At 42.9% G+C, this 16,151-nt stretch carries 14 protein-coding genes and 1 riboswitch; of the genes, 4 read left to right on the forward strand and 10 right to left on the reverse strand.

Features of this window, described 5'->3' with window-relative positions; genetic code table 11:
• Positions 1–2 precede the first annotated feature (2 nt).
• A riboswitch (purine riboswitch) is annotated at positions 3–88 on the forward strand.
• 89 nt (positions 89–177) lie between these two features.
• Positions 178–1,194, forward strand: coding sequence for an adenosine deaminase (locus R7041_RS19230; protein ID WP_017819853.1), 1,017 nt, complete (start codon positions 178–180; stop codon positions 1,192–1,194).
• A 126-nt stretch (positions 1,195–1,320) separates the two neighbouring features.
• Positions 1,321–1,794, forward strand: coding sequence for a peroxiredoxin (locus tag R7041_RS19235; RefSeq protein ID WP_005373699.1), 474 nt, complete (start codon positions 1,321–1,323; stop codon positions 1,792–1,794).
• A gap of 50 nt (positions 1,795–1,844) precedes the next feature.
• Here R7041_RS19235 and R7041_RS19240 read toward each other — a convergent pair whose 3' ends face one another.
• The 4 genes from R7041_RS19240 to R7041_RS19255 form a co-directional block, all read right to left on the reverse strand.
• The gene (locus tag R7041_RS19240) at positions 1,845–2,252 is read right to left on the reverse strand and encodes an SPOR domain-containing protein (RefSeq protein WP_005373701.1); all 408 of its coding nucleotides are present in this window, start codon (positions 2,250–2,252) and stop codon (positions 1,845–1,847) included.
• Between the two features lie 212 nt (positions 2,253–2,464).
• Complete coding sequence (locus tag R7041_RS19245) at positions 2,465–3,634, reverse strand: D-alanyl-D-alanine carboxypeptidase family protein (protein ID WP_017819852.1); 1,170 nt, start codon at positions 3,632–3,634, stop codon at positions 2,465–2,467.
• 1,184 nt (positions 3,635–4,818) lie between these two features.
• Entirely contained in the window at positions 4,819–5,676 is an 858-nt protein-coding gene (gene yghU, locus R7041_RS19250) for a glutathione-dependent disulfide-bond oxidoreductase (RefSeq protein ID WP_005373705.1), read from the reverse strand.
• A 216-nt stretch (positions 5,677–5,892) separates the two neighbouring features.
• Positions 5,893–6,459, reverse strand: coding sequence for a TetR/AcrR family transcriptional regulator (locus tag R7041_RS19255; protein WP_054576133.1), 567 nt, complete (start codon positions 6,457–6,459; stop codon positions 5,893–5,895).
• A 99-nt stretch (positions 6,460–6,558) separates the two neighbouring features.
• On the opposite strand from R7041_RS19255, the gene R7041_RS19260 reads away from it, so the two are divergent.
• Positions 6,559–7,101, forward strand: a complete 543-nt coding sequence (locus R7041_RS19260) for a dihydrofolate reductase family protein (RefSeq protein ID WP_054576134.1) — start codon at positions 6,559–6,561, stop codon at positions 7,099–7,101.
• A gap of 64 nt (positions 7,102–7,165) precedes the next feature.
• Here the strand turns inward: R7041_RS19260 and R7041_RS19265 are convergent, their stop codons facing one another.
• The 3 genes from R7041_RS19265 to R7041_RS19275 all read right to left on the reverse strand — a co-directional run bounded on the left by R7041_RS19265 (position 7,166) and on the right by R7041_RS19275 (position 11,180).
• Entirely contained in the window at positions 7,166–8,620 is a 1,455-nt protein-coding gene (locus R7041_RS19265; RefSeq protein ID WP_064369377.1) for a sucrose-6-phosphate hydrolase, read from the reverse strand.
• Between the two features lie 31 nt (positions 8,621–8,651).
• A complete protein-coding gene (locus tag R7041_RS19270; protein WP_064369378.1) occupies positions 8,652–9,575 on the reverse strand; it encodes an aminoimidazole riboside kinase in 924 nt (307 codons plus the stop codon).
• A 165-nt stretch (positions 9,576–9,740) separates the two neighbouring features.
• Positions 9,741–11,180: a sucrose-specific PTS transporter subunit IIBC gene (locus R7041_RS19275; RefSeq protein WP_025767958.1), complete on the reverse strand. Its 1,440-nt coding sequence runs from the start codon at positions 11,178–11,180 to the stop codon at positions 9,741–9,743.
• A gap of 235 nt (positions 11,181–11,415) precedes the next feature.
• On the opposite strand from R7041_RS19275, the gene R7041_RS19280 reads away from it, so the two are divergent.
• Complete coding sequence (locus R7041_RS19280; RefSeq protein ID WP_005373712.1) at positions 11,416–12,402, forward strand: LacI family DNA-binding transcriptional regulator; 987 nt, start codon at positions 11,416–11,418, stop codon at positions 12,400–12,402.
• 63 nt (positions 12,403–12,465) lie between these two features.
• Here R7041_RS19280 and R7041_RS19285 read toward each other — a convergent pair whose 3' ends face one another.
• From R7041_RS19285 to fabG, 3 genes are all read right to left on the reverse strand, one after another.
• Entirely contained in the window at positions 12,466–13,839 is a 1,374-nt protein-coding gene (locus R7041_RS19285; protein WP_042523226.1) for a carbohydrate porin, read from the reverse strand.
• Positions 13,840–14,359: 520 nt separating this feature from the next.
• Positions 14,360–15,088 carry a hypothetical protein gene (locus tag R7041_RS19290; protein ID WP_053808946.1) on the reverse strand — a complete coding sequence of 243 codons (729 nt, stop codon included), beginning with the start codon at positions 15,086–15,088 and terminating at the stop codon, positions 14,360–14,362.
• 312 nt (positions 15,089–15,400) lie between these two features.
• Positions 15,401–16,120, reverse strand: coding sequence for a 3-oxoacyl-ACP reductase FabG (gene fabG, locus R7041_RS19295; RefSeq protein ID WP_064369380.1), 720 nt, complete (start codon positions 16,118–16,120; stop codon positions 15,401–15,403).
• Positions 16,121–16,151: the final 31 nt, after the last annotated feature.

The raw sequence follows: 16,151 nt of genomic DNA on the forward strand, positions 1-16,151 counted from the left end.
CGTTTGCTTCGTATAACCCCAATGATATGGTTTGGGGGTCTCTACCAGTTCCCGCAAAGTGCTGATTACGAAGAGTTGAGATCATCGTGGGTCTTACTCTTTGTGATAGCGTTCGATTTATTTCTATCTATACCTATTCTTAGAGTAACTGCATCCACAATACACATAAGGTGGAATATGAACGCATTTATTCAAGGTCTTCCAAAAGTAGAGCTGCACTTACATATCGAAGGTTCACTTGAGCCGGAACTCTTATTCAAATTAGCAAAACGAAACGGCATCGAGATCCCTTACTCTTCTCCGAGTGAACTACGCAGCGCATATCAGTTTACAGACTTACAATCATTTCTCGACCTCTATTACCAAGGAGCGGGAGTTCTGCGTACGGAGCAAGATTTTTACGATCTCACTTGGGAATACTTACTGCACTGTAAAGAAGACAACGTTATTCATACCGAAATCTTTTTTGACCCTCAAACACACACAGAACGCGGCATAGACTTTGACACTGTTATCAATGGAATCGCTCGTGCGCTAAAAGATGGTCACGAAAAACTTGGCATTACCTCGCAAATTATTGCGTGTTTTCTCCGTCACCTTTCAGAAGAGAGCGCCATAGAGACCCTACAGGCTATTCTGAAACACCGTGATAAGATCATTGGTGTTGGACTAGATTCTTCAGAACAAGGTCATCCGCCAGCTAAATTCAAGCGCGTATTTAAACAAGCAGTAGAAGAAGGCTTACTTACCGTTGCTCACGCAGGTGAAGAAGGCCCCGCACAAAATATTAGCGATGCAATTGAAATGCTTTACGTGAGCCGCGTGGATCACGGTGTTCGCTGTGTTGATGATGAAGCATTAGTTGAATCCTTAATCGAAAGCCAAATGCCACTGACAGTGTGTCCGTTATCGAATCTTAAGCTATGTGTATTCGACGATATGAAAGATCACAATATTGTGGATTTGCTACGAAAAGGTGTCGCTGTAACGATTAACTCAGACGATCCTGTGTACTTTGGTGGCTACATGACGGATAACTTTCTGGCCGTCAACAACGCACATCCAATGAGTAAGAGTGAACTTGCCCAATTTACAATGAACGCGATTGATGCCAGCTTTATCGATAACGAGTTAAAGGCGAAATATCGTCACCTTGTTAGCCAATACGTAAACCAGCACGAAGCTTTGCAATAAAGGCATCAGTGCCACGCCTTAGGCCAAACGCGTAGGTATTAAAACCCTACAAAAACTCTGTGGTTAACCGCATTTATAAACGCTAGACTGAGAAAGCTAAACTAGCACACAAAAAGGAATAGAATCATGATTCAACAAGGCCAAGCTCTACCAGTTGCAACTCTAAGTGAGTTGACTGCCGATGGTATGGTGAACCACGACGTTACAGAACTGTTTGCGAACAAGAAAGTCGTACTCTTTGCTGTACCTGGCGCATTCACCCCTACCTGTTCAGAAGCCCATCTACCAGGCTATGTGGTATTAGCTGATGAGCTAAAGGCAAAAGGTGTTGATTTAATTGCGTGCGTTTCTGTAAACGATGCATTTGTGATGCAAGCGTGGGGCGAAGCTCAAAACGCTTCTGAGATTTTGATGTTGGGTGATGGCGACGCTAGCTTTACTAAAGCATTAGGTCTTGAAATGGATACAGGCGGCTTTGGTGGTATTCGCTCACAACGTTACGCAATGATCATTGAAAACGGCACAGTGACTAAGCTAAACGTTGAAGAGCCAAAAGAGTTTGAAGCAAGCAAAGCAGAAACGATTTTAGCGGCGCTTTAAGCTTACTCCTAAATACAAAAACGGAAGCCATCGCTTCCGTTTTTTGTTGGTTAACGCATTCTCACAACACTCGTTTGTTGCTTACGCTGCATTTCCGCAAAAGTCAGCACAAACGGGGATGACTGCTTTACACGGCTTGGTAATGAAGAAAGCGCATTGTAGGCATCCTGCTTCGTTTTAAAATCACCAACAGTTACCGTATACCAACGCGTGCCTCGGCTGTTTTTCCAGTTAACCCAAACCGGATGCTTAGGATCGATATAGCGAATATAATCTTTCACATCTTTTTCTTGCTTTAGCGCGAGTACCTGCATCGTGTAATGGTTTGGGTTTAAATAACCATATGCATCCTGAGAGGTCATGACTCCAACACATTGGCCGCTATCGACCTCCTGCTGGTAAGGCATAGCGCAGCCCATGAGCGATAAAATCAATGTCAAAGATAAAATCTTGTGCACGTGTCACTCCATTCTTGTTCTAGTTTCTTTTCTCTCGCACCCAAAAACACAAAACGCTCTTGGTCAGGTAAAAACACACCCTTACAAGAGGGCCTGTGTTTTAACGCAACGAGTATTCCAAAAACGTAAGGCGACCACGTTGGTCGCCTTAGTAAATTGATTTAATAGAACATTAACAAGATAGAGTGATATAGACAGAAGTTCGCTACTGTTTAGAACCAGCTAGCGACCAATTGCTTAAACCAGTCTAAAATTCGCTTGAATAAACTGCCTTCCTCCACGGACTCCAATGCAACGAGCTCGGCTTCATTTACGACCTTACCGTCGACTTTGTAAAGCACTTTACCAACCACTTGTTGCTCAGAAATTGGCGCAACTAAATCACCGTTGTATTCAACTTCCGCTTGCAGATTTTTTACATCTCCTTTTGGCAAAGTGAGATAAACATCGTTAGCTACGCCGACAGTAAGCTCGTCTTTTTCGCCCATCCAAACTCGAGCTTTCGCAAGTTCCGCACCCGCCTCAGTCGGCATTACCGTATCGTAAAAGCGGAAGCCATAACTCAACAGCTGCTTGCTTTCTGATTCACGAACATTCTCACTCTTCGCTCCCATCACTACGGCAATCAAACGCATATCACCTTGTGTTGCAGAAGTCGCTAGACTATAACCCGCGCCGCTTGTATAACCAGTTTTCATGCCATCGACATTCATACTACGATCACGAAGCAAGCCATTACGGTTGTATTGAGTGATGCCATTGTAAGTAAACGAGGTTTCGCTATACAGCGGATAGATATCAGGTAAGTCACGAATAATCGCTTGGCCCAACTTGGCAATATCATAAGGTGTCGAATATAAACCGTCACTGTCTAGGCCGTGAGGGTTGGTGAATGCCGTGTTAGACAATTCAAGCTTGGCGGCCCAACTATTCATCAAACTCACAAACCCTGATTCACTTCCCGCAACATGCTCAGCAATAGCGACACTGGCATCGTTACCAGATTGAACAATCAGACCACGGTATAAGTCAGACAAAGAAACGGAAGTATTGACTTCAATAAACATTTTTGAAGAATCTGGGAAATTTTTTGCCCAAGCATTTCGGCTGATGACAACCTCATCATTCAACGTAATATTGCCTGTATTAATTTCTTGACCAGCTACATAAGCAGTCATCAACTTCGTTAAACTCGCGGGGTTTAAACGTTTGTGGGCATCACGTTCAACCAGTACTTTCCCCGTATGGAAGTCCATCAAAACATAACCACGAGAACTGAGTTCCGGCGCATTTGGCACAACTGAAGGCGCAGCATAAGCCAACGAGGATACAGCAGCGAACCCTGTAATTAACACTGTGTGTAATATAGTACTTTTTCTCATCATGACATCTTATCTTAGTAGCATTTAAGGCTTACAAACGGTACCCGAATGAATTCAAAGCGCGGGATTACCTAGTTAAAAAACGAGTATATTGAAACGGCGCTCAGTTACAGCCACCTTGTTACGATTGGTTACTTTTACTCAATGTTTGTCGAAAATAATGAGAGGTAGGTAGAGCTTTCGTCTTGAAGAATGAAACAGGAGCGAAAATAATTCCGTAACGCTATGTTTTTTTGAGAGGAGAGAAAAAGCGCGCAAGTCAATTCAGGGAGTAAGTTGGTATAGGAAAAGTAGTTGAGCTTTTATCCATATCTAAATAGGAAACAACAAAAACAACCAACAATAAGTCCAGTTAATTACTTACCAAGAGAACATATTGAAAACGCATCATAAAATTGTAATTAATTATCGATAAATTTAAAAACCTAATATTATAATTTATGTAAATTTCATTTATTATTAAATCGGAGAAAAATACAGCTTTCCTTTCTTAAAACTAAGAGACGATTTTTTCGATGTTTTTAGGTTTATCTCATCAGAGAACTTGGTATAACAGTGAGGAATAAGGCATCCGGACTTAGCGCGAAAGGATAACCCACTGTTATTTAAGTTCACACGCTGCTTTTTAATGACTAGAGACTTTAAACTGCGGTTACCTTCGGTTTGTTCGGCTATTCTTTGACGTATCCCAACCCAGTACGACTCAAACGACGACATCATACATATCCTCTTTCATGATATAAGCATTAATAATTAAACATCGCTAAAAGCTAAGCTTGTCTTAAATAAAAGTACTAGAAATTAATTTTATTTCTTCAAAACAAATCAACTCGCATATTCCACATAAATTTAGAGGTTATGTCAAATATTAATTATCATTAATTTTATTTATAATGGATATAAAATCAGTTTATAATTTTTAAATAATTTAATTATTAGAAAGCAGTATGACCAGTCCATATTTAACATGGAAATATGAGCTTTGTTTTGCATCATAATATATAAATACATTAAAGATTCATCTACGAACTAAATGCTCTTCAAGAGGTGATATAAATTAGCATTTCGAGACTAAATGAGAATAAAAATAGCGCACCGTATATGGTGCGCTATAGATTTGATTAAGGTCACTGTATAAGCATAGATAAAACTAAACTCATTTGACGTAGCTAGGCCAAGATTGCTTATGGTTTAAGTTTCAATACTTTATCAATATCTTCTGCGCTGTGGCGCTCAGGTAACTGCTCCCATTCTTCACCCCATGAACGGTTCACAATTCGACCACGTTTTACCGCTTCACGCTCATCAATTACTTTTGCCCAACGCACAACGTTTTTGTAGCTTTCTACGTCTAAGAATTCAGCCGCATCGTAAGCACGACCCAACACAAGGTTGCCGTACCATGGCCATGTTGCGATATCAGCGATGCTGTACTCATCGCCACCTAGGAATTCATTGTTCGCAAGACGCTTGTCTAATACATCTAACTGACGTTTTGCTTCCATTGTAAAGCGGTTGATTGGGTACTCGAACTTCTCTGGTGCGTACGCGTAGAAGTGACCAAAACCACCGCCTAGATATGGCGCAGAACCTTGCAGCCAGAATAACCAGTTCATTACCTCAGCACGCTTAGCGCCTTCTTTTGGTAAGAAATGATCAAACTTCTCTGCTAGATAAAACAAGATGTTGCCAGATTCAAACACGTTCACTGGCTCAGAACCCGAACGGTCAACCAATGCCGGAATTTTAGAGTTTGGGTTAACAGCCACAAAGCCAGAGCCAAACTGGTCGCCATCGCCAATCTTAATCAGGTATGCATCGTATTCTGCTGCCGTTACGCCAGCCGCCAAAAGCTCTTCAAACATGATCGTCACTTTCTGACCATTTGGGGTACCCATTGAGTAAAGTTGGAATGGGTGCTCACCAACTGGAAGCTCTTGCTCATGACGTGCGCCAGAATCCGGACGGTTGATGCTCGCCCACTGACCGCCGTTTTCATTATCGTTTGTCCAAACTTTTGGTGGAATGTATTCGTTAGCCATTGTTTTCCCTTATTGTGTTTGAATGCATCTTCAAACTGACGGGTCTTACGCGCCAGCAAGCATTATTAACATCACCTCTTCGCCAACTGCGATTAGGCATACTCAAGATATTAGGTCGAATTCGCTAAATAAAAGTCCTGCAATCTCTTTTAGTTAGAACCTTTGGTTATGGGATTTTCTTTCACGCTATAAGTAAAAACGTCGCGATAATGTGAACTAGGTTCGAGATGCCAATAACGAAGAACAGATCAGATTCAACGGCCCATCCATCATCTCCGTCTGAATCAAACTCGTATCGTGGCAACAACTGATCGAGAAAGCGAACCCGTGTAGGTAATCTGCCAATAGATCCAAACTGTCTTTCTCCACTTGCGGAGACAGTGCCAAAGGCTGAACAATGATTTGATAGCGCTCGGTAAACACTTGAGCAGGGCCATACGATGTCATGCTCAGCATGGTTTGCAATAACCCGTTGTACTCACGCAGCAGTTCAATGTAGCTAATACACAAATTTTTGAGTTCGCCTTGCCAATCTTCATTCACTTTCGGTTGATAAATTTCCTCCACCAGCGATGTGGTCAACGCTTCAAGCAACGCATTCTTGTTTTTGAAGTAGTAATAGATCGCCATAGGATCCACATTTAATTGCGTCGCTAACGAGCGAATACTTGGTACCTTGCTATCCTTTTTCATCAATGACTTAGCTGTATCTAGGATGCTTTCTGCGCTTAACTGCGACTGCTTAGCGGCTGGTCTCCCGCGTTTCTTTTCGTTGACAGACATTTGATCTTCTCGATAAACTCATACTTATTCTACATTGTAGAATTAATTTTAAACCATACTTTAGCTTGGCTCAAGCATCACCATTTTGATGAGGTACTCATGGCAAATATCGTATTTATTGCAACCAGTCTGGACGGTTACATCGCAGATAAGCAGGGCAAACTCGACTGGCTACATTCAGTACCAAATCCAGACAACATTGATACTGGTTTCTTCTCACTGATGGAGCGTATTGATGGCTTGGTAATGGGGCGCAACACCCTAGATGTCGTACTGAGCTTTGATTGCGATTGGCCATACAGCAAACCTGTGTTTGTACTCAGCAATACCATGACAGAAGTGCCACAAGGCTACGAAGACAAAGTCTTTCTAGTAAAAGGCGAGCAAAAAGATGTGCTTGCGGAGCTAAACGCAAAAGGCTTTAACGATCTTTACATCGACGGCGGAGTGACGATTCAGAACTTCCTGAAAGAAGATCTTATCGATGAAATGGTGATCACGCGCTTCCCTATCCTACTTGGCGGCGGCGCACCTCTATTTGGGGATTTAGAACAACCGCTAAACTTCAAAGTCACCAAGAATGAAGTTGTTCTGGATACCTTAGTTCAAACAACTTACGTGCGTGATAGGCAGTTAAGTTAGATAGTTAGAAAGAAAAACGCCCTTCACTAAATCAATGAAGGGCGTTTTAATGTATTCGAAACCGTTACTTAGCTGATTCAAACAAACCAGTTATACCTTTCAAAGGGAAAAGCCTTGCTTGTTCCAACCCTATCAACGTTACTTTACTAAGGTCATCAATAAAGAAACGACTGGTCATCGTGTGTTTGCCACCATTAATGAAAATCTCGATGACAGAATTGTCGATATATATATCAATCGTCTGCTTAGCGTCCAATCTTGGTGCTTTTCGAATGCTACCAAATTCTTCTGCGTACAAATGAGACATGTGACGACGGTCCAGCATAAACTCGTGCTCTGTCGCACTAAAGACGATGTTGTCACCTTTGAGGTTACTCAGCTCAAGTTCAAAGCCATCGCCCTCAAGGTCTAATTGGATCAAACAACTTGTGCTTTCCAGTGTATGGGATTGTGCAAAGACCACCTCTTCTTTTCTTAAACTCTTCAGCTCAGGGAGCGGAGCTTGAACAAGAAAACCATCTTTCAACGTTAGTTCTCTAGGAAGAGACAACATTCCTGCCCACTGGTGTGTGACCGATGGTGTGTCGATTTCTGGCAACCCTATCCATGCAATAAGAATGCGACGCCCATTCTCATCTAAATAGGTTTGTGGGGCGTAGAAATCAAACCCATAATCTGGCTGCAAAATATCTTGGTGGTTTTCTAAAATCATCGACTCTAGGTTCAACTGATCACCCACGATATACGCAACAGAATAGATGTTTTTGAAATCATAAGGATTATTACTGCTCACGCCCTGTGGAGAAAACAGCATCACCGATTGACCATTAATCTCAAAGAAATCAGGACACTCCCACATGTACCCAAGGTCAGAAAACTTGGTCTTGATAGGACCTTTATGCTGCCACGTTTTCAAATCTTTGCTTTGATAGAGCGCCATTGAACCATGCTCAGTTTTGGTTTGAGCACCCACCACCATCAAATAGTCGTCGCCTTTCTTCCAAACTTTTGGATCACGAAAGTGCTCCGTGTAATGTTCGTTCTCAATGACCACACCATGCTTTTCAATGTTGCCATCTGAATCCATGGTGGCAAAGCACTGTGCTGGAATTCGATTCCAGTTTTGGTCACGCTTATTACCAGTAAAAAACAGCAAAGCCTTGTTGTTTTCCACCAAAGCACCGCCCGAATAGACACCATGTGAATCGTAGTCTTGGTCGGGATGAAGACCCACACCATGATCAGTAAAATGGATGAAGTCTTTAGTAGAAAGGTGGTACCAATACTTCATTCCATGGACTGGTCCCACAGGCGTCCACTGGTAAAAGATGTGGTGCTCACCATTGAAATAGCACAACCCATTTGGGTCATTTAACAGCCCAAATCTAGGGGCGATATGAAAACTAGGAAAGCCTTTATCTTGCTGACGTGAAAGTGTCATTTCTTCGATATCACACTGAGGGATTTGCTCAAGTCGGCGATATCTTTGCTCTACAGTCCAACGGTTGTTTAAGCTCATAATTTTTCTCAACTGAAATTGGATCTGGAGATCATTGCCCAATAAATTGCAGCAATTCTGTCTGGGTCGGAAGCGCGGTCATTGCGCCTTTTTTCGTCGTCGCTAATGCACCACAGCCATTTGCCCATTGAATCGCAGAGCTAACAACAGGATGATTTTTCCAATCGTCATACCTAGACAGGCATGCCAGTAGCCCTCCGACAAAAGCATCACCCGCACCTGTGGTATCAATCGGACTAACGACTTGACCTGTGATCAGTTCACTCTGACTTTCAAAGACGCGCCAAACACCTTTCGCACCTTGTGTCACCAAGACCAAAGCAATATTCAAAGAGGCTATTTGTTGTAAACCTTGCGCCATCGATGTTGAGTCAGTTAAGAACAAAAGCTCTTCTTCAGAGAACTTAACCACATCGGCCATCGCTACAGCCTTCATCACGACAGCTTGGATTTCTGATTGATCTTGCCACACTTCATCACGCAAATTAGGGTCAAAGCTAATGAAACCACCAGCGGCTTTTGCTCTTTTGATCGCCTCAAATGTGCTGCTTCGACTTGGCTCATTTGCCAGTGAAATCGAGCAGACATGCAGCCAATCACCTTGCTTAAAGTTAGGGATGTCTTCAACAGACATAAACTGATCAGCGCTCGGTTTTACCATAAACGTAAAGCTGCGCTCACCTTGCTCGTCTAAATCCACCACCACTGTTGATGTTCTTTGCTCAGGATCTTTAACGAGAAACTCCGTGCTCACGCCCTCTTGATCGAGCGTTGATTGCATGAAGCGACCAAATGGGTCATCACCTACACGTCCAAAAAACGCACTCTTACCAGATAGACGAGCAATAGCTACGGCGACATTCGCTGGTGCACCACCGGGACATTTGAGTAAAGAAGTCTCAGATTCCGGTATTAGATCGACAACAGCATCACCAGTTACCCACACTTGATTCATCTTGCTTACCTTGAAATTAAAGCCCTGATAGTCCAACGTGTTGAACACCTTCACTACCAAGTAAAAATTGAAAAAGGCTAGCCAAGCCATTAGTGCTTGGCTAGCACCCCAAACATTTAGGAAAAGAAGTGGATTTTGGGGGACTCCACCCCTAAGGAGTTCAGATTAAGCCGCTGCTTTTCTACCGACTTTAGCGCGGTCACGCATACCAAGAACAATGGTGAGAACAAATGCGGTCAAGAACGCGATCACCATACCCGCGATGTAGTACCCAATCTTCTCTGGCGTAATGGAAATGATGCCTGGAAGACCAGCTGCGCCCAATGCCTGAGCTTTCACATTAAACATTGTGATGAACGCACTTGATAACGCCGCAGCGCAAACTGCCGCAATAAATGGGTAACGTAGTTTTAAGTTAACACCAAACATAGCCGGTTCTGTAATACCTAGCAAACCCGTAACACCAGATGGAATCGCAATACCTTTCATCTTCTTATCTTTGCTCATCACGCCCACCGCCAACGCTGCCGCTCCTTGAGAAACGTTAGACATCGCCGCAATAGGAAAGATAAAGGTGCCGCCCGTCGTCGCAATATCCGCAAGAAGTTGAGTTTCAATCGCAATGAAGCTGTGATGCATACCAGTAATAACAAACGGAGCATAAATAAGACCAAATACCGCACCACCAACAAAGCCAGCAGTGTTGTATAGCCAGTTCAGACCATCACCCAATAGGAAACCAATATCACGCGTGAACGGACCGACGACAGTAAACGTCAGCAAACCCGCTATGAAAATCGCCAGTAATGGCGTTAAAAGGTTGTCTAAAACAGAAGGTATGACTTTACGTAAGCCTAGCTCAACCTTCGCAAGAATGAATGCCGATACCAAAACCGGTAACACCGAACCTTGGTAGCCCACTTTTTGGATTTCAAAGCCAAGAATATTCCAAACCGGAATGTTGCCAGACACAGATGCGCCGCCGAATCCCCAACCATTCAGCAAGTCAGGGTGAACCATCAACATACCTAGCGCCGCCCCTAAATATGGGTTACCGCCAAACTTCTTACTGGCTGAAAATGCCAGCAGAATAGGCAGGTAAACAAACGGCGCGTTCGCAAACGTGTTGATCATGTTCGCCAAGTCTGTCAGTCCTGGGTTGGCATCAATCAAAGATTTGCCATCAATGAACAAGCCTTGAGCAGTCAATAGGTTATAGATACCCATCAACAAACCACCAGCGACGATTGCTGGAATGATTGGAACGAAAATATCAGACAGCCCTTTCACCGCGCGCTGAACAATGTTTTGTTTCTCTGCGCCAGCAGACGCAACGTCGTTGGTGGACATTTCACTCATCCCCGTCAACTTCGCCATTTCTGCATAAACTTGGTTTACGATGCCAGATCCAAAAATGATTTGGTACTGACCCGCAACTTTGAACTGCCCTTTTACTCCTTCAAGGCTATCAATCGCTTGTTCATCTATTTTTTGCTCATCTGCAACGGCAAGGCGTAAGCGTGTCGCACAATGCGCAAGTGCGGTGATGTTGCTTTTACCACCTAATAGAGTTAACAACTCTTTTGCTACTGCCGGATAATTCATTTCATACCCCATTGGATTATTATCTGAGCTTGCGAAATTTTCGGGAACGTTTGCAAAACAGATTTTTGCTCAATAAAACCAAATGATCAAAGATAAAGCAGAGAGAATGTGAGAATGATCGTCAAATTCTCTCCCTAAGAGCAGTATAGGAGGTTAGAATCGCTACTTATCAAAGAGCTTTTCATCTTCTCTTTGCAAACAATCCCAAAAACGAAAAACAGAATGGATAGGAACAATGGCGAGTCTGCATGATGTCGCCCGTCTGGCTGGCGTATCAAAATCAACAGTGTCACGGGTTATAAACGATGAATATGGCGTAAAAGAAGCGACAAAACTGAAAGTCCGCCAAGCAGTAGCGGAGTGTGGCTATGTGCCAAACCAAGTCGCTAAAGATCTAAAATCTCAAAAGACCAATCTGGTTGGTGTCATTGTTCCTCGGGTTTCCTCTCATGCCACATCCCAAGGTGTCGATGGATTAACCGATGTCCTTGAAAAAGCAGGGAAACATGTCTTACTTGCTAGCACTCACCAAGCCCACGAAAAAGAACTGGAATACATTCAGATCTTTAACCAAAAACGGGTTGAAGGGATCATTCTTTACGCCACCCACCTCGATTCCAAGCTGGTAAAAGCAATTCAAAACTCAGCCGTTCCAGTTGTGCTCGTCGGTCAAGATGGTTCCATGTTTAATATTCCAAGCATCATTCATGATGACGCACGAGTAGGGTTTGAAGCGGGAAATAGACTGGTTGCAAAAGGTTGCCAAACCATGGGTTTTATTGGCGTGCAAGGTGACGATATCGCGGTAGATAAGCAACGCTCTGAAGGATTTGTTCAAGCGCTGCAACACCATGGTTTTGAGATCGCCTTCCATGCTCGTGGTGACTTTACCATCGATTCTGGCTATTCATTGGCAAAACAACACTTAACAAAGAACCCTAAGCTAGATGGCTTGTTCTGTGCGACAGACCGTATTGCTATCGGTGCGATGAGAGCGATTCAAGAGCTCGGGTTAACACCGGGTAAAGACGTTTTAGTGCTAGGAGTTGGTGATGATGAGCTCGCATCAGTGTGTACCCCAACCTTATCAACATTTAACTATGCATTTGATAAAGCGGGTGAAAATGGTGCGAAACTGCTACTAGATAGAATTGCCAACAGAAGTTTTGAAATGAGTAAGATGGTACTAACCTTCAAAACAATTGAGCGTCAGTCCTGTTAATGAAAAAGCGCCAACTGAAATCAGTTGGCGCTTTTCTTATTACTCTTTGTCGGTTAGATCCCTTTAGAACCAAGTTTCCATTTGCAGTGCAAACAGAACTTCACCACCATCACCCATCGTTGCAGCACCCGCATCCTGGCTAATCGAGTAGCCATTCAAGTCTTCGCTCCAATCAACGTAGCTAACTGCAAAACGTAGCTCCGGACGGTCAAAGAAACCTGCAGCGGTAGACATCTTAAGCGTTGGTGCGATTGTCGCTTTGTAAAAACTGCCACTTGCTTTATCAATCGCATTGTCTAGGTCCATGTATTGGTATGAGCCTTCATAAACCATCTCAAAGTTCTGCGTAAACTCTTGCGCTAAGCGGATGTTGAACGATGCCCACGTAAATTCATCATTTTTAGCAAAGCGATCTTGGCTGTGTTCTGCTAGCAACGCAGGTGCTACACGCCAGTTGTCGCCGATGCGTGTTACACCATAGCTGAACAAGCGTACGGCTTTTGCGTCTTCTAACAAATCTCCGTTTGAACCGATGCCTTTAAGTTCCGCACCCAGTCCATCACCCATCAAAATACCGGTTTTAGAGAAGCCTTCACTCATGCCAAAGAAGGTATCGCCATGGTAAGCAAACATCGCATGTAAACCTTTGTCCGCTGCTCCTTCTACGCGATCATTGTTATCAGCTGACGTCATGCCGCTCAGCATCAATTGCCAATTACCGAAGCGGTTGTTCATTGTCGCGATATAGTTTTCAACATCCGTTGACGAGCTATCAATCTCACCAAAATCACGACCATAGATCGAGAAGTTTGCTTTCCATGATTCGCTCATTTGGACGTCATACACACCAGCACCAGTGCCAGATAAGAAAACAATATCCGAGTCAAAGAAGTGAATGTCAAAGTTATCACGATCAAATCGTTTACCAGCCCAAAACGTCGCGTCAGCAAAAGCTCTTGATTCAGAGAACATACTCAACTTGTTTAGCTCAGCATATACCTGACGAACGTTTAATTGACTCTCGCTCGCCGTCCATTCGTTATTGGTTTCCGTACTATCTGCCAACATGATTCGGAACAATGCGCTGGAACCATCATCTGCAAAACGTTTGTGAATAAGGTTTGCTTCCACATAGTGATCATCCTCTACCCCTAATCGCCCAACTGGAGCGCCAATAGCACCAGCTGCCGTCATGTAAGGACCAGTACCCACTGCACCATTCAGATCGTCATTAATCAGTAGCCCGGAACGAGCGTAGCCGTGAAACTCAAAGCTTGAGGCTTTCTCATTTGCTTCTGTGGATGCTTTTTCTGTCTGTTCAAGTCTCTGTTCTAATTCATTAATTCGCTTTTCAAGAGCGTCAACATCTGTTGCTGCGAATACAGGTGCAGTAACCAGTCCAAGCGCTACTGCCATCGTCAAAGTGTGTAGTTTCATTTCCATAGTCTCACGTAAATTTATACTTAGGCATATTGCAAACGTTCCCAAGAAAAATCGCAAACTTATGGTGACTTTAAATGTCCATCTAAAGCCTGAATTTCAGAGCGCTCGTACTCAGAGCGTCTCTACTACTTATATCAATGAGGGCGATAATATATAAACTTTTCGGGAACGTTACCGCAAAGAGGTAATTTTGTTACTTCTATCACGTTCAATTGTGTTACTTACAGAAAAATCATTAACCAGCGCACATTTGAATAGTAATGAGAAAGAGGCATTGAAAGCCTTATTAACAGGTGGCATTGTGGCAAAGACGTTGGCTCAACGTCTTTTATAGATTGTCTTGTGGTTAGAGCGCACAAAAAACTTCATAGAATCAGTGAGAGCATTTGGCTCCATGCATTTTAATATCTACAAAACTCATTTTTTGAACATAAATGAGTTTTGTAAAATCTAATAATCTTGCTCATGGTCACTTCGGCTTCGAAAAGCCACTCATTACCAAAAAGTAATCAAGCTAATGCATCTCAACGTTATTCTCTTCAACTAGTAAGTATTTAATTTGATGTTGAAAATCTGCCTCAATTATATCTTCTCGACCTTTGGACATAACGGTGTCGTAAACCATGTTTACATATTCATACGACAGATATTTATCAAAAACATGAACTATATCGTCGTTAATTAAAATTTCACCGTAACAAGCTAAGTCTTCATCAAACGTATTTTGGTAACAAGATATTTTAGAACTATCCCATCCAGAGTAAAATTCGACACTCTTGACATCGTTATACATCGCAATTACTAACTTTTCGATTCCAAGCTGTCCTTCAGCCTCAAACCTCGACTCAAAGTTAACATAACCGATAGCAATACCTTCATTAGAAGCTGAGTAATCTTTATTAACTCCGTAGTGGACTTGATTTTCTCTAAGTTTAGAATTGCCAATAGCTTTCCAAGTTAGGCGATTCCCGTCAATATTTTCACCAAATGTAAGCTCTTCTTTGACCTCAATAATTTGGTTCGCCAGTTGGTAAGTTAAAGGCAGGTCAAGATCCGGAACGTTAGTGGCAAGACTTAGACCTTTCCTGCTATGTTTTTCGTAAATTACCTGATGCTTTCTTGGCTCGGAGTGAGAGCTTACAACTATCCATCCGCTTTCTTCAGTAGATGGGTTAGTTGATTCGGAGTTACAACCCAAAATAAGAAGAGTTGACGCGCTAAACAGTACAGTTTTTAAGTACATAGTGAGTATTCAAAGTTAATTATTTCTTGGCATTATCATTTAAATTAATACCATGGGCAACAAAATCATACTTTAATACCTCAACAGCTATTCTATTTCGAAGTTAAAATTTTTGATTAGCTACATATCTAGGTTAATAACAGAGAACGATGTAAAAGTGAATTATGTGTACTCACTCTATACTTAATCATACAAGTCCGGCAGTGCGAAACGAATAAAGTGAAAGTGTCAAAAGCCCGAATAACATTCCTCAAACAAAAAAGCCCTTTACATAAGTAAAAGGCATTTTTAATTTAGTTTTTGATTAACGAGCTATAATACCAACCCACCGTCAATCTTGAGCACTTGGCCTGTGATGTAGGCGCTCTTGTCTGAGGTTAGGAAAGAGACGCCATTGGCAATATCTTGAACTGAGCCCATGCGCCCTAATGGGGTTTTGCCTTCCATCATTTGAATGACTTTCTCTGGCAGGTTCTTGGTCATGTCGGTGGCGATAAAGCCTGGCGCGACACAATTAACGCGTATCTGTGCACCCTTTCTTGACAGTTCTTTCGCCCAGCCTTTGCTCATTGAGATGACGCCGCCTTTACTTGCGCCATAGTTGCTCTGGCCGATGTTACCATCCGTTCCCACTATAGAAGAAATGCTGACAATACTACCTGCATCCTGCTCTAGCATGACAGGAGCAACACGTTGGGTGAGTAAGAACACCGCTTTTAGGTTCACGTCGATCACGCTGTCCCAGTCTTGCTCTAACATGTCTGGCAACAGTGCATCTCGAGTGATGCCCGCGTTGTTAACCAGAGCATCGATTCTTCCGTGCTGCTCTACAACACTTTCTACCACTTCACTGACAGCTTCGGCATCACACAAGTTGACTTGATAACTGCTTAGCTGCGCCGACTGGCTCCATTCCACGGGCGATATGTCTAGCCCGATTACGTGGAATCCATCCTCCAGTAATTGCTCACAAATCGCTTGGCCAATACCACGAGCCGCACCAGTGACTACTGCTACTTTTTCCGGTTTCATCTTGGTCTTCCTTAAATGTTGAGATTACAAA

Source organism: Vibrio sp. 1751, from assembly GCF_033339895.1.
GTDB classification, from domain to species: domain Bacteria; phylum Pseudomonadota; class Gammaproteobacteria; order Enterobacterales; family Vibrionaceae; genus Vibrio; species Vibrio alginolyticus.